Origin of the sequence: Thiothrix caldifontis, assembly GCF_900107695.1 — a bacterium.
In the GTDB taxonomy this organism is placed as follows: domain Bacteria; phylum Pseudomonadota; class Gammaproteobacteria; order Thiotrichales; family Thiotrichaceae; genus Thiothrix; species Thiothrix caldifontis.
This window is the reverse complement of the sequence record NZ_FNQP01000018.1, coordinates 46,215-65,782: the sequence shown is the minus strand read 5'-3', so window position 1 is coordinate 65,782 and position 19,568 is coordinate 46,215. Positions and strand designations below refer to the sequence as shown.

Annotated in this window: 13 protein-coding genes; 9 read left to right on the top strand and 4 right to left on the bottom strand. The window is 53.6% G+C overall.

The genetic code is table 11. The features are described 5' to 3' along the window. Positions 1 to 56: 56 nt before the first annotated feature. Positions 57 to 1,109, bottom strand: coding sequence for a quinolinate synthase NadA (nadA, locus tag BLV87_RS13995; protein WP_093069670.1), 1,053 nt, complete (start codon positions 1,107 to 1,109; stop codon positions 57 to 59). Positions 1,110 to 1,327: 218 nt separating this feature from the next. Here nadA and BLV87_RS13990 point away from each other — a divergent pair, with 218 nt between their 5' ends. From BLV87_RS13990 to BLV87_RS13950, 9 genes are all read left to right on the top strand, one after another. After that, positions 1,328 to 2,221, top strand: a complete 894-nt coding sequence (locus tag BLV87_RS13990) for an RnfABCDGE type electron transport complex subunit B (RefSeq protein WP_245707040.1) — start codon at positions 1,328 to 1,330, stop codon at positions 2,219 to 2,221. 34 nt (positions 2,222 to 2,255) lie between these two features. Next, the gene (locus BLV87_RS13985; RefSeq protein WP_093069668.1) at positions 2,256 to 7,181 is read left to right on the top strand and encodes a 2-oxoacid:acceptor oxidoreductase family protein; all 4,926 of its coding nucleotides are present in this window, start codon (positions 2,256 to 2,258) and stop codon (positions 7,179 to 7,181) included. A 180-nt stretch (positions 7,182 to 7,361) separates the two neighbouring features. Next, on the top strand, positions 7,362 to 8,714 hold the full coding sequence (gene rsxC, locus BLV87_RS13980) for an electron transport complex subunit RsxC (RefSeq protein ID WP_093069666.1): 1,353 nt from the start codon (positions 7,362 to 7,364) through the stop codon (positions 8,712 to 8,714). Continuing rightward, positions 8,711 to 9,754 (top strand): RnfABCDGE type electron transport complex subunit D, encoded by a 1,044-nt coding sequence (locus BLV87_RS13975; RefSeq protein ID WP_093069665.1) that lies wholly within the window; start codon positions 8,711 to 8,713, stop codon positions 9,752 to 9,754. Before rsxC ends, BLV87_RS13975 begins: the two co-directional genes overlap by 4 nt. Continuing rightward, positions 9,751 to 10,410 carry an RnfABCDGE type electron transport complex subunit G gene (locus BLV87_RS13970; RefSeq protein ID WP_093069663.1) on the top strand — a complete coding sequence of 220 codons (660 nt, stop codon included), beginning with the start codon at positions 9,751 to 9,753 and terminating at the stop codon, positions 10,408 to 10,410. Before BLV87_RS13975 ends, BLV87_RS13970 begins: the two co-directional genes overlap by 4 nt. After that, positions 10,407 to 11,030 carry an electron transport complex subunit RsxE gene (rsxE, locus tag BLV87_RS13965; protein WP_093069661.1) on the top strand — a complete coding sequence of 208 codons (624 nt, stop codon included), beginning with the start codon at positions 10,407 to 10,409 and terminating at the stop codon, positions 11,028 to 11,030. Before BLV87_RS13970 ends, rsxE begins: the two co-directional genes overlap by 4 nt. 92 nt (positions 11,031 to 11,122) lie before the next feature. Continuing rightward, the gene (locus BLV87_RS13960; protein WP_093069660.1) at positions 11,123 to 11,707 is read left to right on the top strand and encodes an electron transport complex protein RnfA; all 585 of its coding nucleotides are present in this window, start codon (positions 11,123 to 11,125) and stop codon (positions 11,705 to 11,707) included. After that, positions 11,704 to 11,904 (top strand): chemotaxis protein, encoded by a 201-nt coding sequence (locus BLV87_RS13955; RefSeq protein ID WP_210219118.1) that lies wholly within the window; start codon positions 11,704 to 11,706, stop codon positions 11,902 to 11,904. Before BLV87_RS13960 ends, BLV87_RS13955 begins: the two co-directional genes overlap by 4 nt. A gap of 14 nt (positions 11,905 to 11,918) precedes the next feature. Then, positions 11,919 to 12,773, top strand: coding sequence for a ferredoxin reductase domain-containing protein (locus BLV87_RS13950; protein ID WP_093069656.1), 855 nt, complete (start codon positions 11,919 to 11,921; stop codon positions 12,771 to 12,773). A gap of 62 nt (positions 12,774 to 12,835) precedes the next feature. Here BLV87_RS13950 and BLV87_RS13945 read toward each other — a convergent pair whose 3' ends face one another. The 3 genes from BLV87_RS13945 to BLV87_RS13935 all read right to left on the bottom strand — a co-directional run bounded on the left by BLV87_RS13945 (position 12,836) and on the right by BLV87_RS13935 (position 19,565). Next, the gene (locus tag BLV87_RS13945; protein WP_093069654.1) at positions 12,836 to 15,574 is read right to left on the bottom strand and encodes a toll/interleukin-1 receptor domain-containing protein; all 2,739 of its coding nucleotides are present in this window, start codon (positions 15,572 to 15,574) and stop codon (positions 12,836 to 12,838) included. Positions 15,575 to 15,648: 74 nt separating this feature from the next. After that, the gene (locus BLV87_RS13940) at positions 15,649 to 15,876 is read right to left on the bottom strand and encodes a toxin-antitoxin system HicB family antitoxin (RefSeq protein ID WP_093069653.1); all 228 of its coding nucleotides are present in this window, start codon (positions 15,874 to 15,876) and stop codon (positions 15,649 to 15,651) included. A 41-nt stretch (positions 15,877 to 15,917) separates the two neighbouring features. Next, positions 15,918 to 19,565 carry a KGGVGR-motif variant AAA ATPase gene (locus tag BLV87_RS13935; RefSeq protein ID WP_093069651.1) on the bottom strand — a complete coding sequence of 1,216 codons (3,648 nt, stop codon included), beginning with the start codon at positions 19,563 to 19,565 and terminating at the stop codon, positions 15,918 to 15,920. Between the last annotated feature and the right edge of the window lie 3 nt (positions 19,566 to 19,568).

Below are 19,568 nucleotides of genomic sequence, written 5' to 3'. Positions count from 1 at the left end.
GGTATAAAACGGTATTCTAGCGCCGATAGGTAAGGGAGTCATATTACCATGTCACTTTACCCGCGCTGCATTTTCGCAAAATCCAACATTCGCTGGGTGGAGCGCAGTGCTTTTACCCGCACCTCCTCATCGACCACAATTTCGTTATTGCCGGTTTCCAGCACTTGCAACAGGTTGTGTAAGCCATTCATCGCCATCCATGGGCAGTGGGCGCAACTGCGGCAAGTGGCACCTTCACCCATGGTTGGGGCAGCAATGAATTCCTTACCCGGCGCGGCTTGTTGCATCTTGTAAAAAATACCGCTGTCAGTTGCCACAATGAAACGCTGATGCGGCAGGGTTTGCGCGGCTTTGATGAGTTGCGAGGTGGAACCCACGGCATCGGCTAGTTTGATGATCTCTTCGGGCGATTCCGGGTGTACCAAAATGCCCGCATCGGGGTATTGCTCAATCATCTCACCCAGTGCGCGGAATTTGAACTCGTCATGCACCACACAGGCCGCTTGCCACAACAGCATATCCGCCCCGGTCAAGCGCTGGATATAACGCCCCAAATGCTTATCCGGTGCCCACAGGATTTTCTTGCCTTGTTCATCCAACCAAGTGATTAAATCCACCGCAATGCTGGATGTAACCACGTAATCTGCACGCGCTTTCACCTCTGCACTGGTATTGGAATACACCACCACCGTGCGCTCAGGGTGCTGGTCACAAAACGGGATGAATTCAGACGCAGGGCATTCTAAATCCAGCGAACATTCTGCTTCCAAGGTTGGCATTAATACGCGCTTTTCGGGGTTGAGGATTTTGGCGGTTTCACCCATGAAACGCACGCCCGCCACGATCAATGTGGTAGCTGGGTGTTCATTACCAAAGCGTGCCATATCCAGCGAATCAGACACATAACCACCGGTTTCTTCGGCTAATTCCTGCAAATCACGCTCAACGTAGTAATGGGCGACCAATACCGCATCTTGTTCTTTGAGCTTTTGTTTAATCTTGTCTTTGACCAGTGCTTTTTGTTCGGGGGGGTAATGCGGATTCAGGGACTCGATATACGCAGTACGCGGCGCTTTAATAATGGGGATAACAGGTGTTTTGGCAGTCATATCGGTGAACCCTTGTTTTGTCTGGTGAAACAAGGATGGGGGATAACGCGGGAAGATTCAAGAGGAGGCTTCTGAGTGTGCATCTATCTCTTTTGGTTAATTTAACCTATCCCTTCGCGTTGTGCGGCGCAATATAAAACATTGATATAGGTCATTATTGCGATGCACAATTTTGGGTAATTTAAATGTCATATTTCCCCATGATAGGACATTGTACCGTGATTGATGCCAGCATTCTCTCCGCAGACACCGTAGTTGCCCTAGGTTACATGCTGGCCTTGGGAGTTTCTCTCGCCGTTATCTTGGCTATCGCCAACCGTTTCCTGTTTGTGTACGAAGATCCGCGCATCGACGAAGTGGATTCCGCCCTGCCGCACGCCAATTGTGGTGCATGTGGGCAAGCGGGTTGCCGTGTATTTGCCGAAAAGCTGATTGCGGGTGAAGCACAGCCGGGGCAATGCACCGTTAATGCGCCTGCCAATAATGTTGCCATTGCCGAATTCCTCGGCGTGGATCTGGGTAATCAGGAAAAGCGCGTGGCTCGCCTAGCGTGCGCAGGTGGCAATCACGTTGCCTACAACCGCGCCAAATACGCAGGGCTGCATTCCTGCCGGGGCGCGGCAATGGTGGGCGGCGGTGGCAAAACCTGCACATGGGGCTGCCTGGGCATGGCGGATTGCGCCGATGTCTGCGAATTCGGCGCAATCTCAATGGACAAAAACGGTCTGCCCGTGGTGAACGCCGACAAATGCACCGCCTGCGGCGATTGCGTCGATGTTTGCCCCAAGCAACTGTTTGAACTGCACCCGGTCAGCCACCAGTTGTGGGTGGCCTGCAAAAATCTCCATCACGGCGCAGAGGCGGAAGCCGAATGCGAAGTGGCTTGCAATGCCTGCGAGCGTTGCGTGAACGATTCCCCAGAGGGATTAATAACGATCAGGGATAACCTGGCAACCATTGATTACAGCAAGAATTCCCTGGCTTCCCGCGTCAGCATCCAGCGTTGCCCCACCGGGGCGATCGTGTGGCTGAACCGCAAAGGGGAGACCGAAAAAGGGTCAAAAGCCAAGCCTGTCATTAGAAAGAAGGCACTCCCAGTTAGCCACGCATAATCCTTTGAATCTCACTCGTAGAGGCAGTCAAACCATGTTCGGAATCAAGAAACCTGTTACCCCTACCGTCAAGTACCCCGGTACGCGCATGGCAATGGACGGCAATGCCGCTGTCATTATGTGTGAACGCGAGGCATCGGATGCGGCGGGTGCGTACCCGATTACCCCTTCCACACAAATGGGCGAATACTGGGCAGAAGAAGTCGCCAAAGGTCATGTCAATAACGCGGGGCAACCGCTGATTTTCGTTGAACCGGAATCCGAACATGCTGCCGCCGCCGTGACTGCCGGGATGTCGATGACGGGCTTGCGTGCCACCAACTTCTCCTCCGCACAAGGCGTGGCATTCATGCACGAATCCTTGTACGCCGCTGTGGGTAAACGCCTGCCTTACGTGCTGAACATCGGTTGCCGCGCCATTACCAAGGCCAGCCTCAACGTGCATTGCGGGCATGATGACTACCACTGTATCGACGACACCGGTTTCTTCCAAATTTTCGCCAAGAATGCGCAGGAAGCGGCTGACCTCAACCTGATCGGGCGCAAAATTGCCGAACTCTCGCTGACCCCTGCGGCAGTGGCGCAAGACGGCTTCCTCACCACCCATTTGATCGAACCGCTGCAAGTGCCGGAACGTGAACTGATTGCGGAATTCCTCGGCAACCCCGCCGATATGATCGACTGCCCCACCCCGGCGCAAGAAATGATTTACGGCCCGAAACGCCGCCGCGTCCCCGAAGTGTGGAGTGTGGATAACCCGATGGTGGCAGGCACGGTGCAAAATCAGGATGCCTATATGCAGGCTACCGCCGCGCAACGCCCGTATTTCTTTGACCACATCCGCACCCTGTCCGAAACCGTGATGGCGGAATACGCCAGCCTCACCGGGCGTTACTACGGGCGCATTGCCGAATACCGTTGCGATGACGCCGACTACGTGATCCTTGGGCAAGGCAGCATGATCGTGCAGGCGGAAGCGGTTGCTGATTACTTGCGTGATACCCGCAAGTTGAAAGTGGGCGTGATTAACCTCACCATGTACCGCCCGTTCCCCGGCGATTTGATTAGCAAGGCACTCAAGGGCAAGAAAGGCTGCGTGGTGCTGGAGCGTACCGACCAGCCGCTGGCGGAAGATTTACCCGTGATGCGTGAAGTCCGTGCCTCCCTCACCAAGAGCATGGAAAACGGTTTCGCTACCCGTGGTGAACTGCCTTACCCGCTGTATGCCAGCTACAAAAGCGGTGAAGCCCCTGCCCTGTACTCCGGCTGCTACGGCTTGGGTAGCCGCGACCTGCAACCGGAAGGCATTATCGGTGCTATCGAAAACATGCTGCCGAATGGCAAAAACCAGCGTTTCTTCTATCTGGGCATCGACTTCTACCGCAACGCTGCCTCCCCGCGTCAGGAAGTTTATTTCAACGACCTGTTGACCCGTTACCCACAAATCAAGAATTTGTCGGTGTATGGCAGCGAAAATCCCAACCTGATGCCGAAAGGTTCCATCACCGTGCGGATGCACTCGGTCGGCGGCTGGGGCGCGATCACCACCGGCAAAAACCTGGCGATGACGCTGTACGACCTGCTCGGTTTCGACATCAAAGCCAACCCCAAATACGGTTCGGAAAAGAAAGGTCAGCCGACCACCTACTACCTGTCCGCTGCGCCTGAACCGATCCGTTTATCGTGCGAATACCATTTCGTCGACGTGGTGCTCTCACCCGACCCGAATGTATTCCTGCACTCCAACCCACTGCACGGGCTGGACAAGGATGGTGTGTTCATTATCCAAAGCAGCCTTGGCACTGCGGCAGAAGTGTGGGCGCAAATCCCGCGTCAGGCACAGAAATACATCGTTGACCACGGCATCCGCATTTACTACATCGACGGTTTCAAGATTGCCCGCGAAGAAGCTTCCAACGCTGAACTGCAATTCCGTATGCAGGGTAACGCTTTCCAAGGCGCGTTCTTCGCCGCATCCCCGTTGATGGCGCGGAACAATATGACCCGCGACACCCTGTTTGATGCCATTGAAAAACAATTGCGCGACAAGTTCGGCAGCAAAGGCGCACGGGTGGTCGAAGACAACCTCAAAGTGGTACGCCGTGGTTTCGATGAAATCATTGAAATCACAGAAAAAACCGTCGGATTGACCCCGGAAGCGGTACGCAAGCAAGCCAGTTCCTTGCCGATCATGCTCAAGCAATTGCCGGAAGGCGACGGACGTTTATCCGACATCCACCGTTTCTGGGAACAGACCGGCAGCTTCTACCTTGAAGGCAAAGGCAGCGGCAACCTTGCCGACCCGTACATGGCAACCGGCTTAATGCCAGTGGCAACGGGCTTCTACCGCGACATGACCCAGATCCGCTTTGAATACCCCGAATTCAAGCCAGAAAACTGTACCGCTTGCGGCAACTGCTACAGCGTTTGCCCGGATAGCGCGATTCCCGGTCTGGTCAATTCCATCAGCGACGTATTCAACTCCGCGATCATGACGATTGAACGCGGCGGCAACCCGACCCGTTTCCTGCGCCGTGAAGTACGTACTGTTGAGAAAAAGCTGCGCGGCCTGATCGAGCAAAACGGTGAAGCCGCCAACGTCAACCAGCTCATCGACCATGCGGTGCTGGAAACACTGGCAGAATCCCCGCTGGAAGGTGCGGAAAAGCAGAGTCTGGAACGCGAATTCAGCCGCCTGCTCGCCACCATCGGCGACTTCCGTTTTGCCATTACCAAGCCTTACTACTCTACCCGCGAGAAAAAGCAGGCGGGCAGCGGTGGCTTGTTCTCCATCACCATTAACCCTTACACCTGTAAAGGCTGCATGGAATGCATCAAGGTCTGTGGCGACCAAGCCTTGGTTGCCGCCCCGCAAACTGAATCAGCGGTCGAACGGATGCGCAAGGAATGGAAATTCTGGCTCGAACTGCCCACCACCGCCCCCGAATTCAGCCGCATTGACGATCTGGATGAAAAGGTTGGTGCACTCGAAACCCTGCTGCTCGATAAGCACAACTACCATTCCATGATGTCCGGCGACGGCGCGTGTCTGGGTTGCGGCGAAAAGACCAGTATCCACCTGTTCACCGCCACCGTAACCGCCTTGTTGCAACCGCGCGTGAAGTCTCATCTGGAAAAAATCGACAACCTGATCAACCAGCTTGAAACCAAGGTGCGCATGACCTTGGCGAACAATATCAACCTTGGTGACACGGCTGCCTTCCGCGCTGCTATCGACGGCAACAAGGAACACGACCTGACGCTGGGCATCCTCTCGCATTCACTGGAAGCCGACGGCCCGACCCAGCCGCTCAACCAGCAATGGCTGAAAGACATTACCAAGCTGCTGGATGCGTTGCGCAACCTGAAATGGCGTTACACCGAAGGCCAAACCAAGCAAGGTCGTGCCGAAATGGGCATTATCAACGCCACGGGCTGTACCTCGGTGTGGGCATCCACCTTCCCGTTCAACCCGTATCCGTTCCCTTGGGCAAACCACTTGTTCCAGGACGCGCCGTCGATGGCGATGGGTATCTTTGAAGGTCACATGGCGAAAATGGCGGACGGTTTCAAAGCCATCCGCAAAGCCGAGCTGATCATTGCCGACAAATACGATCCGGCGGAACACGATTCCATCCTGACCTACTTCAACTGGAAAGCTTTCAGTGATGAAGAATGGCGTTTATGCCCGCCAGTCGTAGCAGTCGGTGGTGATGGCGCAATGTACGACATCGGCTTCCAGAACCTGTCGCGTGCGCTGATGTCGGGAATGCCGATCAAGGTGCTGGTGCTGGATACGCAAGTGTATTCCAACACGGGCGGTCAGGCGTGTACCTCCGGCTTTATCGGGCAGGTGTCCGACATGGCTCCGTATGGCAAGGCGTGGAAGGGTAAGACCGAAATCCGCAAGGAAATGAGCCTGATCGGGATGGCGCACCGCACCTCGTTCGTGCTGCAAAGCTCCATTTCCAACATGACCCACATGATCGAAGGTTTCATCGACGGTTTGAACAGCCGCCGTCCAGCCCTGTTCAACATCTATGCCGTGTGCCAACCCGAACACGGTGTGGCCGATGACGCTGCCGAACAGCAAAGCAAGCTGGCAGTCGAATCACGTGCATACCCCTTGTTCCGCTTCGACCCGGATGCAGGCGAAACCCTGAAAGACTGTTCCAGCATCGAAGGCAACCCGTCCATCGACACCGACTGGCCGACTTACACGCTGGAATACACCGACGAAAAAGGCAAAACCGCCAGCATGAAAGTGCCAATGACCTTTGCCGACTTCGCCCTCACCGAAGGCCGTTTCCGCAAGAGCTTCCGCAAAGCCCCGCCGGAAACGTGGAACGACAATATGGTGCAGTTGCACGACTTCATCGAACTGGATGAAGACGAGCGCGACGGCAAGTTCCCCTACATCTGGGCAGTGGACGGCAAAAACCGCCTGATGCGGGTGTTGGTAGCACAGGAACTGGTGGCTTCCACCGAAGAACGCCGTGGTTTCTGGCATCAACTCAAGTCGCTGACCGGGGTTGATCAAGTGGTGGATCTGGATGCGATCAAGCTGCAAGCCAAAGCCGAAGTCGCGCAACAACTCACCGCTACCCTGATGGGCATGGCTGCGGGCAGCGTACCAGCGGGATTGCTGGCAAGCGGTGGTAACGGCGCATTGTCTCCGGCGGGTGCTGCACCTGCTGCGAACGCGGGCAGTTTCGAGCCAGTGTGGGTGGAAACGCCGGAATGTACCGCCTGTGACGAGTGCATCAATATCAACCCGGCTATCTTTGCTTACAACGACCAGAAAAAGGCGATTGTGATTAACCCACAAGGTGGCCCCTTCAAGGACATCGTGAAAGCGGCAGAGAAATGCACGGCAGGTTGCCTGCACCCTGGAACTCCGCCCAACCCGAACGAAGCTGGCTTGGATAAGCTGGTGGCGCGGGCGGCGAAATACCAATAGGGGGAGTACCCGCGTATTCCCCCCATCCCCAGCCCTTCCCCCGCAAGGGGGGAAGGGAGCAAGAGAGGAAGAAAAGAATTTCCCTCTTGTCCCCTCCACCCCTTGCGGGGGGAGGGTTAGGGAGGGGGGGTAACACGGGGTATTTTGGCGCAGCCAACCGTAACGTAACAGGTAACTCAAATGCTTGCTCTGTTTGAAAAATTCCGCAAAGGCCGCTTCTCGCACGGCATTCACCCGCGTTACCACAAGGACGCAACGCGGGGGAAGGCGATCCAGCGGCTGGCGTTCCCGCCGCGCCTGATTGTGCCGGTGGCACAACACATCGGCGCACCTGCCAAGCCCGTGGTCAACGTGGGGCAGGAAGTGCTGCGCGGGCAAATCATCGCCGAGGCGGATGGTTTCATGTCCGTCCCCGTGCACGCGCCTGCCACGGGCGTGGTCAGCAGCATTGGGCTGATGCCGAGTGCGGCTGGCCCCAAAGTGCTGTCGATTGTCATTGATGTGTACAAAGCCTCTTCCCAGTACGTGCTGTACGGCAACCCGGTCGAGCCGGAAACGCTGGATCACGACGAACTGATCCAGCGGGTGCAAGCCACCGGCATGGCAGGTCTGGGCGGGGCTGCGTTTCCGTCGCACGTCAAATTGCGTATTCCGCACGGCAAGACTGCGCACACGCTGGTGGTGAACGGCTGCGAATGCGAACCCTACCTCACCTGTGACCATCGGGTGATGCTGGAACAGCCACAGGATTTGCTGCAAGGCATCCGCTACGCCCTGCACATTACCGGGGCCAAACGCGCCATTGTCGGCATTGAAGACAACAAAGCCGATGCAGCCACCGCGATAAAAGCCGCCTTGAAACCCGACGACCCGATTACCGTGAAACTGGTGGAAACCAAGTACCCACAGGGCGCGGAAAAAATGCTGCTGAAATCGCTGCTGGGTGTGGAAGTCCCCGCTGGCGGCTTGCCCATCGACATCGGCATTGTCGTCAACAACGTCGGCACACTGGCGCAACTCGGCAAACTGTTACCCAAGGGCGAAGGGCTGATTGAGCGCGTCGTCACCGTGACCGGTACAAATGTCGCCAAAGCAGGCAATTACCTGATGCCGATTGGCACACCGGTACGCTTCATCCTTGAACAACTGGGCATTACTGCCGACCACGAAAAAGTGATCCTCGGTGGCCCGATGATGGGAATGTCGCTGCCTTCGCTGGATGTGCCAATTACCAAAGGCACGTCGGGTTTGCTGGTGTTTCAGGAACGCACTTTCATCGGCGAACAGGGCGAAACCGTATTCCCCTGCATCAAGTGTTCGCGCTGTGTGGATGCCTGCCCGATGCACCTCAACCCGGCGCAAATGGGCTGGCTGGCGGGCAAACGCCACTACGCCGAGATGGAAAGCGATTTCCACCTCAACAGTTGCTTTGAATGCGGCTGTTGCAGCTTTGTGTGCCCGTCGAATATCCCGCTGGTGCAATATTTCCGCATTGCCAAAGCCGTCAACCGTGAACAAAAGGGGAAAGCATGAGCAAGAAACACATTGTTCTGCACACAGCACCGCACGTCAAAAAGCCGCAGGATGTGCCGACCATCATGCGCAACGTGGTGTACGCGCTGCTGCCGATTGTGGCATTCGCGGTGTACCAGTTCGGCATTAGCGTGCTGGCACTGGTCATCGTCACCACGCTGGCTTGCCTTGGTACGGAACGCTTTTTCAACTGGATGGGTAATAAACCCAGCAGCTTGAGCGACTGGTCGTCCACCATCAGCGGTATTTTGTTGGCGTTGACCTTGCCACCCGGTTTCCCGCTATGGATGGCTGCGGTGGCGGGTATTGCCGGGATTGCGATTGGCAAGGCGGTGTTTGGCGGGATTGGTTACAACGTGTTCAACCCGGCATTGGTCGGGCGGGCGTTTGTGCAAGCGGCGTTTCCGGTAGCGATTACCACTTGGACACCTGCATTTTTCACGGGGCGTTTCAGCGAGTTTGTACCTTCCAGCCTGACTGCGCCGTTCATGATGCCGCCAGAAACCGCCGAGTGGGTGAAACAGGTGGCGGTGGATGGTTTTACCGGGGCTACACCATTAAGTTTGCATAAATTCCAGCACATCAGCACTGCACCGTTTGACCTGTATACCGGCATGGTAGCGGGTTCGGCGGGGGAAACGTCTGCGCTGCTGATTCTGGTGTGCGGGCTGTATCTGGTAATCCGCAAGATGATGAACTGGCAGATTCCGGCGTGGATTTTCGTCGGGGTGGTTGCCACCTCCGGGGTGTTATACCTGATTAACCCGGAGAAATTTGCTGACCCGGTATTCATGCTGTTTTCGGGTGGGCTGATGTTGGGGGCGATGTTCATGGCTTCCGACATGGTGGGTTCGCCGCTGACACCCAAGGGCGTGATGATTTACGGCTTGCTGATTGGCTTCCTCACGGTGTTGATCCGCCAGTTCGGGAGTTTGTCAGAAGGCATTATGTACGCCATTTTGCTGGGCAATGCTATGACCCCGCTGATTGATACCTGGACACAACCACGGCTGTTTGGCGCACGGAGGAAATCCGCATGAGTGGCAGAAATAGCACGGCGATGATCGCCACGCTGGGGTTTGTAACCGCGCTGTCGGGTTTCCTGATTGTGACGGTGTTCCAAGCCACCAAACCGGCGATTGAGGAAAACAAACGTTTGGCTATCCAGAAAACGGTGCTGGAAGTGATCAAGGGGGCAACCGCTGACAAGCATTTCATCATCAATGAAAAAGGTGAATTGCTGGAAGCTGTCCCCGGCATGAAAGGCATCAATGTGTACGCGGGTTACGATGCCCAAGGCAAACTGGTGGGCGTGGCGGCGGAAGGCAGTGCGCAGGGCTATTCCGGCTCGGTGGATACGATTTACGCCTACACCCCGGCTTGCGAGTGCATTACCGGCATCAAGGTCATCAAGCAAACCGAAACGCCGGGGCTGGGTGACAAGGTGATTACTGACAAACACTTCGTTGCCAATTTCGACAAGCTGGAAGCCAAGGTGAATGCGGCGGGCGATGCGCTGGCGAACGCGATTGTGGCGGTCAAGCATGGCGCGAAACAGAACCCGTGGGAAATCGACGCGATTAGTGGCGCGACCATTTCCTCCAAAGCCATTGCCAAGGGTTTGAACAACAGTGCGCAAGACGTGCTGCCCAAGGTCGTACCGCTATTGCCGCAAATCGAAGGAGCGCAACCATGAGCCTGATCAAACAGGATGACCGGATTACGGTCGATACTTTCCTCGAAGGCATCTGGCGCGAAAACCCGGTATTCGTGATGATGCTGGGGATGTGTCCGGTGCTGGCTGTCACCAACTCGGCAATCAATGCGCTGGCAATGGGCTTGGCAACCGCGTTCGTGCTGGTGGCATCGAGTTTGCTGGTGTCATTGTTCCGCAACCTGATCCCGTCGGAAGTGCGCATCGCCACTTACATTGTGATCATTTCGACCTTTGTGACCATCGTGGATTACACCATGCAGGCGTTGAGTCAGGAGGTTTACAACGCGCTGGGGGCGTTCATCCAGTTGATTGTGGTGAACTGCATTATTCTGGGGCGGGCGGAAGCCTGTGCGTCACGCAACAAACCGCTGAAGTCGATGGTGAACGCGGCGGGCATGGGGTTGGGTTTCACGCTGGCTTTGCTGTGCTTGGGCGTAGTGCGCGAAATCCTGGGCAGTGGTTCGCTGTTCGGTTTGCCGCTGTTTAGTGAACAGTTCCAGCCGTGGGTGGTGATGGTATTGCCACCGGGCGGCTTTTTGGTGCTGGGCGGCTGGTTGCTGTTCTTTGAATGGCTGAAAACACGCAAACAATATGCGTAAAAAACGTGAAGAGGGCGACCGCCGGTCGCCCCTACCAAGATTACCCGTAGGGGCGACCGGCGGTCGCCCTGTTCTGGCAGGAGACGCTATTAATGGCAACTGATTCTCTGACATTTATCTTTTTCAACGCTTTTTTGGCGAACAACTTTGTGCTGGCGATGTTTTTGGGGCTTTGCCCGTTTCTGGGTGTGTCCGGCAAGCTGAATACGGCAGTGCCGATGGGCTTGGCGACTTCGTTCGTGATGCTGGTGAGTTCGGTGTGTGCGTATTTCCTCAATGAAGTGCTGGTGGCGTTCAATATCGAATATTTGCGCCTGATCAGCTACATCGTGGTGATTGCATCCGCCGTGCAACTGGTGGAAATGACCTTGAAAAAACTCAGCCCGGCACTGTTTCGCTCGCTGGGGATTTATTTGCCGCTGATTACCACCAACTGCGCAATTCTGGGGCTGGCGTTGTTCCAGACATTTAAGGAATACAACTTCATGCAGTCGCTGGCGTATGCGCTGGGTGCGGGCGCGGGGTTCATTCTGGCCTTGCTGCTGATGGCGGGGCTGCGTGAGCGGCTGGATTTGGCGAAGTTGCCGAGCGTGACCCAAGGGGCGGCGTTGAGCCTGATTCTGGGTGGCTTGTTGTCGCTGGCGTTTATGGGATTTGCAGGACTGGGAGCGGAATGATGCGGGATTATCTGATTGCAATGCTGGTGATTCCGGTGTTGTTCGGCGCGTGGATTGTGGTGCAACGCATTGTGAAGGAATTTGCCTTGCGCCACCCGGAATTTGGCCCGCCACGCGAGGAGGGCGGCGGCTGCGGGTCGTCGTGCGGGTGCAGTGGCAAGAAGGCGTGCAAGAACCGCGACAAACACGAACATTGAAGAGAGAGGATTTTATGACTGATACCAACGAACAGACTTACGGCAATACCTGCGACGCGATCGTGCGCTCCAGCAAGCGCATTACCGATACCAAAACGGATGAGGTGCGTGAGATGGTGTTGACCGTCCATGATCCGGCGTTCCGGGCGATGCCGGGGCAGAATATTGGCGTGCTGGTGGAGGGCAAACATCCGTTCGGCAACCGCTTCCATCACCGCTATTACAGCGTGTTAGCGGCACAGCCGCATGGCGAAGGCTCGGACATCGAGATTCTGGTGCGGCGTTGTTCTTATATCGACGAGGTGTCGGGTGAAGAATACCCCGGCATTGCTTCGCACTACCTGTGTGATGCCGCACCGGGCAAGCAGATTACCCTGACCGGGCCTTACAAGGCAGCGTTCAAAGTGCCTGCGGATAACACCAGCAACTTGTTGATGATTGGGACGGGGACTGGGATTGCGCCTTTCCGTACTTTGATCAAGTCAGTATACGCGCAGGAACAGGGCTGGCGTGGGCAAGTGCGCTTGTTCTACGGCGCGAAAAGCGGGCTGGATGCGTTGTACATGAACGACCAGAACAATGACATTACCAACTATTACGATCAGGCTACCTTTGAAGCGTATCAGGCGATTGACCCACAATCCTGGCGCGATGCGTCCGGTAATCTGGGCAAGAGTCTGGCGGAAAACGGCGCGAAAACCTGGGTGCTGATGCAGATGCCGAACACTTACGTTTACCTCGCCGGGTTGAAGAAACAGGTGGCTGTACTGGATAAGGTGATGGGTGAACTGGCGGGTTCGGCGGCGAACTGGCAGGCGTTGAAGAACCGGCTGGTGGCGGATGGGCGTTGGGCGGAGTTGGTGTATTAAACACTAACCCACGAATCTTTGCTCCCTTCACCCCTTGCGGGGGAAGGGCTGGGGATGGGGGGTTAGGTTCGGAGTGATAACCCCTGCAATTCCTCCAACTCTTTATCACGGCGGTGATAACCCGTTTCCTCGATGAGTTTGGCGGCGGCGGCAATGTGGTACGCAGGGTCAGCCGCTGCGCGGCTATTCCCCCCTTCCCCAACCCTTCCCCCGCAAGGGGGGCAGGGAGCAAGAGACTCCGCCACCAACAACCGCGCCATCTCCAAATGATAATCCGTCAAATGCAGCCGCATCCCGCTGCCGTCGGCAATGTCGAACACTTCCTGCAAATCCTGCCGGGCGCGGGCGAAGTCGCGGGTGTGGCGGTGCAGGGCGGCGCGTGCAAGCAGACCGAGTGGTAAATAATATCCAAACTTTGCTTTTCGTAAGTCATGGACAGCATTCTCTAGCCACTCATTTGCTTGCTCGATATTTTTTTCTTGAAAAGATGCAATTCCTATGGATAGTTTATCAAGAGCAATATCCAATAAACCATATATATCGGAGCTTGCATATTTTAGGGTTTCTATGGCTCGCGCCAGAGCTAACTTCGGCAGTTCTTGACTTAATAGAAAGTCGCAATATCTAAAGCCTCGGAGAGAATATAGTTTGGGATGGCCTAACTCTGAATTAATTTTCTCAGCTTCTTGAAGTAAATCAAAAGACTCTACGTAAACACCGGATTTTAATAATGCATCTGCCAGTGTAGTGCGAAATGCCATCATATAATATTTTTTATTTGATCTATCACCGTATTCTACACTTTCTCGCCCATGGTGAATTCCACGCAATATATTTCCTGACGCAATATGCAATTCACTGAGGTTGCTAGAATTGAGGGCAGCCCCACCCCAATTTTGCAAATAACCATTCATTTCTATATTAGCTGTTATTGGCTCAATAGCCTCATGTAATCGGCCTAATGATCTCAGGCTAAAACCAGCGCAACTTAATATGTCTGCTTGCCAATATTCACTAAGATTTTTAGTCGGTTTCTTCCATAATTTAGTAAAAAAATGAGCAATACACGCCAGGTCATCGCTAAAAGCACCTAATTTTTTATATATGAAATATACATCCTCTCGTTGAATACGAGGCCAGTAAACCTCATCCAACGCTTGTTGATGCAACCCCGCCGCACACCCATGCGCCACCGCACTGAACAACGGCTGCATTTCTTCCAGTGTATCGGGCAATGGGTTCTTGGGCAGGGCTTTGTAGTATTCGTACAACTGTTCATGCGCCTGCTGCCACGCTTGCGGCTGCTGGGTTTGCAGTTGCCCGCCGAAGTATTCGCGGATCAGCGGGTGGCAATCGAGGTCGCCGCCGCTGTCATGCTGCGACAAAAGGTGGTGTTCTTCGCGTAAACTGGCGATGGCTTCCAGCCATTCATCTTCATCAATGCCTGCGGTCAGGTGCGGAATCTGCGCATCCCACAGCATTTGCAGCACGTCTTGCCCGATGGGGTGGTCGAACAGCCCCAACAAGTGCAGCAATGCCAGTTCCGGCTCACCCGCAAACCATTCCGCGTAAGCCTGCATCACCTTGAAGGCGTGGCGGCTGTCGCGATTGCCCGTCGCTTTGACCAGTGCCGTGAGCGTATCGCGCTTGCGCACATCGCCCTGATGCCGCAGCCGCAATACATTCCCCAGCAAACTCAAGGCCAGCGCATGACCGCCGTATTCACCCACCGCCTTGCCCAGTTCCGCCGCACTGCCCGTTACCCCCAGCGATTGCAGCAACTGGATGCCATCCGCCGCCGTCAGGTTTTGCAAATCGTGGCGGATGACGGTGGGCGCGTCCCGGTCACTGAGTTCATGCAGCGCAATCCGCGTGGTGATAATGCACAAGCCGCACGGATGGCGGGCAAGCTGGCGTAGCAACTGGCGAATGGCTTTGTCCTTGAGTTCGCCGCGCATCGCCGCGCCGCCGTGTTGCAACGGCTCCAGACCATCCAGCACCAGCACGTAGCGTTTGCCGTGCAGCAACTCGGCGAGATGGTCGCCCTTGTCCTCCTCCGACGCAAACCGCTCGCGGGTCGAACCCAGCTTGGCAAACGCATGGCTGAAAAACGGCGTGGCGGAAGTCTGCTTGTCCTCAGATGAGCCTTGCGAATAGAACGACCATGCAATCAGCACCGGAATGTCGGTGGTGTGGTCAAGCCAGTGGCGCAGGAGTTTGGTTTTGCCTGTGCCGCCGGGGGCGATGAACTGGATGATGCGGGTGGTGGTGTTTGCCCAAGCGTTGGTGAGAAGTTGCAGTTCGGTGGAACGTCCGAAGAAGCCGCCTTTGACGGTGGGGAGGCGGTCGGAGTGGATGGTGGTGACTTGTGTTTTCTGCGGTACTTCAGATTTCTTGCCCGTAATACCCCAGTACAGTTTGTCGATCAACACTGAGGTAATGCCTGAACGCATGTCAATGAAGGTGCGATTTCCCAAAAACAGCGGCAATTCAGGCGGATCATATTCGCCGGGCAACAAAACCGGAATCACCGGAATTTTGTTGCGGACAGCCTTGGTCAGCAAAGCCTGTATTTCTTCATCTTCCCACGGCCCGATACCATTACTACTGACAAATGCACCTGCACTTTGGCAAGTGGCGATAGCTTTTTCGAGCAAGGGCATCCAGTTCATGCCCGGTTGCAATTCATCCTCATCCAGCCAGCACGACAATTCCCGCTCCCGCAGCAATTGCTTGATTTCCCGAATGACGGTTTTATCTTTACTGTTGTGCGAGAGGAAAATGTCGAATTGCTGGTTCATGGTGTGAGCAAGCCCTGTTCACTTTACAATGGGCTTGATAATACCGTTTATCGGCGATTGAGGCACAAGCAAATTCAGCCAGCATCCCCGTAGTGGTTTTGCAGTTTTTTCAGCAATTCCAGCCCGCGTTGTTTGTTGCCCCGGCTGGCAAGTGCCTTGAAGCGGTTTTCAGCATCAAACTGGGTGAGCGCCATGATGGTGAATTCTTCGTACAGCTTGTTGATGCTGATATTGCGGGATGTCGCCAGCGTTTTGACCCGTTGGTGGGTGTCTTCTGGCAATCTGACGATGATTACGCCCATAACGCCTCCTTGAAGTGACCTGTTTACAAGATTAGTACATATTAGTTTGTGAGTAATGCTTGTAGCTCGGCGAGTTCTGCATCACGGCGGTGGTAGCCGGTTGTGGTGATGAGCTTGGCGGCGGCTTCGATGTGCGCTTGAAGAGAAATCCCCCCTAGCCCCCCTTTTTCAAAGGGGGGAACAGCAGACCCCGTATCCTCTTGGCTTCCCCCTTTGCAAAAGGGGGATTGAGGGGGATTTTCTTCCTCCGCCACCAACAACCGCGCCATCTCCAAATGATAATTCGTCAAATGTAGCCGCATCCCGTTAAGCTCAACAATTTCCCACATCGCCTGTAAATCCGCACGGGCGCACCTGAAATCACCGATGATACGGTAAAAGACTGCCCGTGCAAGATAGCCTCGTGGCAAGTGATCCTGATTGCCTGCTTCTTGAAGGGCATTCAATGCACTATCCAACCAAGCCTTGGCTTCATGGGCATTACCCTGTTGCAAATAGACACGCCCTATCAAAAGTTGAGACAGACCAATGTAAAGTGGGTGAGCATTTTTCTGTGCAATGGCTAAAGCATATTGGGCTCGCTCTTCAACCTCCGCCAACTTCCCCTGCTCCAGTAGCAGTTCACACAAACGGAAGTTGGACAAAGAGTGTAACCGTGGATGTTCCGGGTCATGGCTCTGTTGGAGGTGTTCGGCATCCATGAAATGCGCGTATGCTTTCTGGGTTTCCCCGGCTTGATGCAGGGCACGGGCAAGAATGGAAACATTTTCCAGCCGTCGGATAAACTTGGGGTCTTCTGGGTAGACGCCGTTCCATGCACTTTTTAGTGCCCCTCCCACGTCCCCTAATGTCAGCTTGGGTTCAATGAGATTGCTGGAGGTAATGGCTATTTCTTTACGGTCGCCCAATTGCTCATACAGGTGCAACGCTGTGGAAAAAGGCTCGATAGATTCATCCAAACGGCCTAATGCACGTAAGTTATGTCCAGCAGTACGCAAGAGCAGGGCTTGGGTTTGCCTATTGAGGTTAGGACTGGGGATTACCCAGGGTTTGTCAAAAAAATGGATCAATGCTGCCAGATTATCCCCTGCTGCCCCTATTTTGTTGAGGTAATACCCTTTTTCACGGCTGACCCGATGCCAATAAATAGTGTCAAATACTTGTTGGTGCAATCCTGCTTGGCAACCATGCCCAATGGCATGAAACAGGGGCTGCATTTGTTCCAATGTGTCAGGCTGTGTTTTTTCCGGGAGTGCCTGGTAATGGTTATAAAGCGAGGCATGGGCTTGCTGCCAGGCATGGGGATAAGTTTCCCGTAGTTGCCGACCGAAATATTCACGGATGAGTGGGTGACAGTCCAGCAAGTCAGTCGTGAGGTCATGAGCAAATAACAATTTATGCTTGTCACGCAAGTCACGAATCGCCACTTTCCAGGCTGTTTCAGCGATACCCAAGGTCAGGTCAGGGATTTGTTGCCGCCACAAGACCTGTAATACGCCTGTTTCTATGGGGTGGTCAAACAGCCCCAGTAAATGCAACAACTTGAGTTCCGGGGTATCAGCCAGCCATTTGCTGTAAGCCTGCATTACCTTGAAGGCGTGCCGCTCAGTGTGGTCATCATTGCCAATGAGTCCGGGCAAGGTATCACGCTTGCGTATATCGCCATCCAGATAGGTGTGTAGGGCATTGCCTAGCAAGTGCAGCGTCAGTGCATGGCAACCGTATTCGCGGACGGCTTTGCCCAAGCTTTGGTAATGCCCTTTTACCCCCAACGATCTGAGTAAAGCCACTCCATCTAATTGCGTCAGGTTATGCAGGTCATGAGTAACTACATGATCGCGGTCACTGAGTTCAAATACCGCGATTTGACTGGTGATGATGCACAAACTGGTATGTTCACTAGCAAGGCTTTTCAATAATTGACGAATGGCACGCTCTTTGAGTTCACCGCGCATTCCTCGACCAGCATGTTGCAAAGGTTCAAGACCGTCTAGCACCAACAGACAGTGATGACGAATCAATAGCTCTGCCAGATAGCTACCCTTTTCTTCTTCTGAATTAAAGCTGATTTTCTCAGCCTTTAGGACTTTGAAGGCTTGGAGGAAAAATGATGTGGCTGATACCTGTTTATCTTCGTATGCCCCATGTGAATAGAATGACCATGCTATGAGATTAGGAATGTCATTAGTGTGTTGGTTCAGCCAGTGACGCAATAGCTTGGTCTTACCCGTGCCGCCAGCAGCGATGAACTGGATGATGCGGGTTCCATTGCCGAAAAGGGCATCATCCAGCAATTGCAGTTCGGCTTCGCGTCCGAAGAACCCGCCTTTGACTGTAGGCAAGCGATCTGAAAATATCTTCAGAATTTTAGGCTCAATTGATTTTAGCCTCGTATTTGCTTCTGTAATCTGCTTTTCGATGAGCTTGCGTTCTTGATGCTGACTAATTGAATTAAGCAATCCATTTAAGTATTTCATCTTTCTATTTATGAAGTATGCAAAACCCTTGAGTATTTCTTGATTGTTTGGCTCAAGCTGAATAGCTCGAATCCATAAGGCATCTGCATCATCAAGATTTTCTTCTGAGCTTTGCAAAGTTTCCGCATAAGCAGCAATAGCTGACGCTGATCGTGATTCTAAAAGTCTACGAGCTAAAGGATCCGTAACCTCAATATCATTGTTATTTTCTTTATAATTTGCTAAACGCTTAATAAACTCATCTCTGCTGCGAGTGAATTCATCAGTTCTTTCAATTCCTTCGGCAAGTAATGCAGCTAAACTTTGAAACGAATAACTGATTTGCTCAGAGTCGCTCCCTCGCTCGCGAAGAACAGCCAAGGTTTCACCAAAGCTCCAGCGCGTTATATAGGGTACTTTAGTAAATTCTTGAATTCTCTGAACCGGAATATTTTTGTTAAGCCAAGAATCATACAAAGGAGCCAGAGTCTTATTAATCCGAGCAAGCCATGATTCTGCGATAGTGGTTTCATCTCGTTGATCTAATCTTGAAACTATCGGAATAGTTAAGAGTTTTTCATCTGAGAGAGGAAAGCTGGCATGACTTTTGACAGCCCGCTTGGCAACTTGAAGGATACCATCCATACTTTGCTTATTGGGTGTGAGGACGAGAGCCAGAATATCTGGTAATTGCACGGTACAAATACCACTTACATCCGAGATACCCGTTCTGCTATCAAGGAAGACAATATCGTATTCTTCTTTCCAAGACTTTTTTAAATCATCTAGCTTATAAGCAAAGTTGTGTTGGACATACAGCATATCCCAATCTAGTTTGTGAACATTTTCAATGTATTCGGAACTGGGTGAGTTTCGACCGGCACTAATTATATGCAAAGAGCTTTCTATACCTTGTATAGTTCGATGTGTTAGTGGAATTTCGATTACAGTGCGTTTCCAATCAGGCATTGTTATGTCGCCATCTTGATACTCCAACATCAATTCAACTATACCATCCGTATCACGGAATATATCGCTATCTAATTCTTCGAGAAAATAATCAGTCAAACCGGGAGCTTCTAAATCCCAGTCCACACACAATACCCGAAATCCCCAAAGTGCTAGTTGGCTAGCAACATTTGCTAGAATGAACGAGCGACCAACTCCTCCTTTGTAAGAGTAGAACGTGATAACTTTTCCAAATGCTTTAGGGTTGCGTTTATTAGGAAGCATATT

Bases quoted from the DNA above. Each gene is read 5' to 3' on its own strand.
- nadA (WP_093069670.1), bottom strand. From the start codon at position 1,109: ATGACTGCCAAAACACCTGTTATCCCCATTATTAAAGCGCCGCGTACT.
- BLV87_RS13985 (WP_093069668.1), top strand. From the start codon at position 2,256: ATGTTCGGAATCAAGAAACCTGTTACCCCTACCGTCAAGTACCCCGGT.
- rsxC (WP_093069666.1), top strand. From the start codon at position 7,362: ATGCTTGCTCTGTTTGAAAAATTCCGCAAAGGCCGCTTCTCGCACGGC.
- BLV87_RS13975 (WP_093069665.1), top strand. From the start codon at position 8,711: ATGAGCAAGAAACACATTGTTCTGCACACAGCACCGCACGTCAAAAAG.
- BLV87_RS13970 (WP_093069663.1), top strand. From the start codon at position 9,751: ATGAGTGGCAGAAATAGCACGGCGATGATCGCCACGCTGGGGTTTGTA.
- rsxE (WP_093069661.1), top strand. From the start codon at position 10,407: ATGAGCCTGATCAAACAGGATGACCGGATTACGGTCGATACTTTCCTC.
- BLV87_RS13960 (WP_093069660.1), top strand. From the start codon at position 11,123: ATGGCAACTGATTCTCTGACATTTATCTTTTTCAACGCTTTTTTGGCG.
- BLV87_RS13955 (WP_210219118.1), top strand. From the start codon at position 11,704: ATGATGCGGGATTATCTGATTGCAATGCTGGTGATTCCGGTGTTGTTC.
- BLV87_RS13950 (WP_093069656.1), top strand. From the start codon at position 11,919: ATGACTGATACCAACGAACAGACTTACGGCAATACCTGCGACGCGATC.
- BLV87_RS13945 (WP_093069654.1), bottom strand. From the start codon at position 15,574: ATGAACCAGCAATTCGACATTTTCCTCTCGCACAACAGTAAAGATAAA.
- BLV87_RS13940 (WP_093069653.1), bottom strand. From the start codon at position 15,876: ATGGGCGTAATCATCGTCAGATTGCCAGAAGACACCCACCAACGGGTC.
- BLV87_RS13935 (WP_093069651.1), bottom strand. From the start codon at position 19,565: ATGCTTCCTAATAAACGCAACCCTAAAGCATTTGGAAAAGTTATCACG.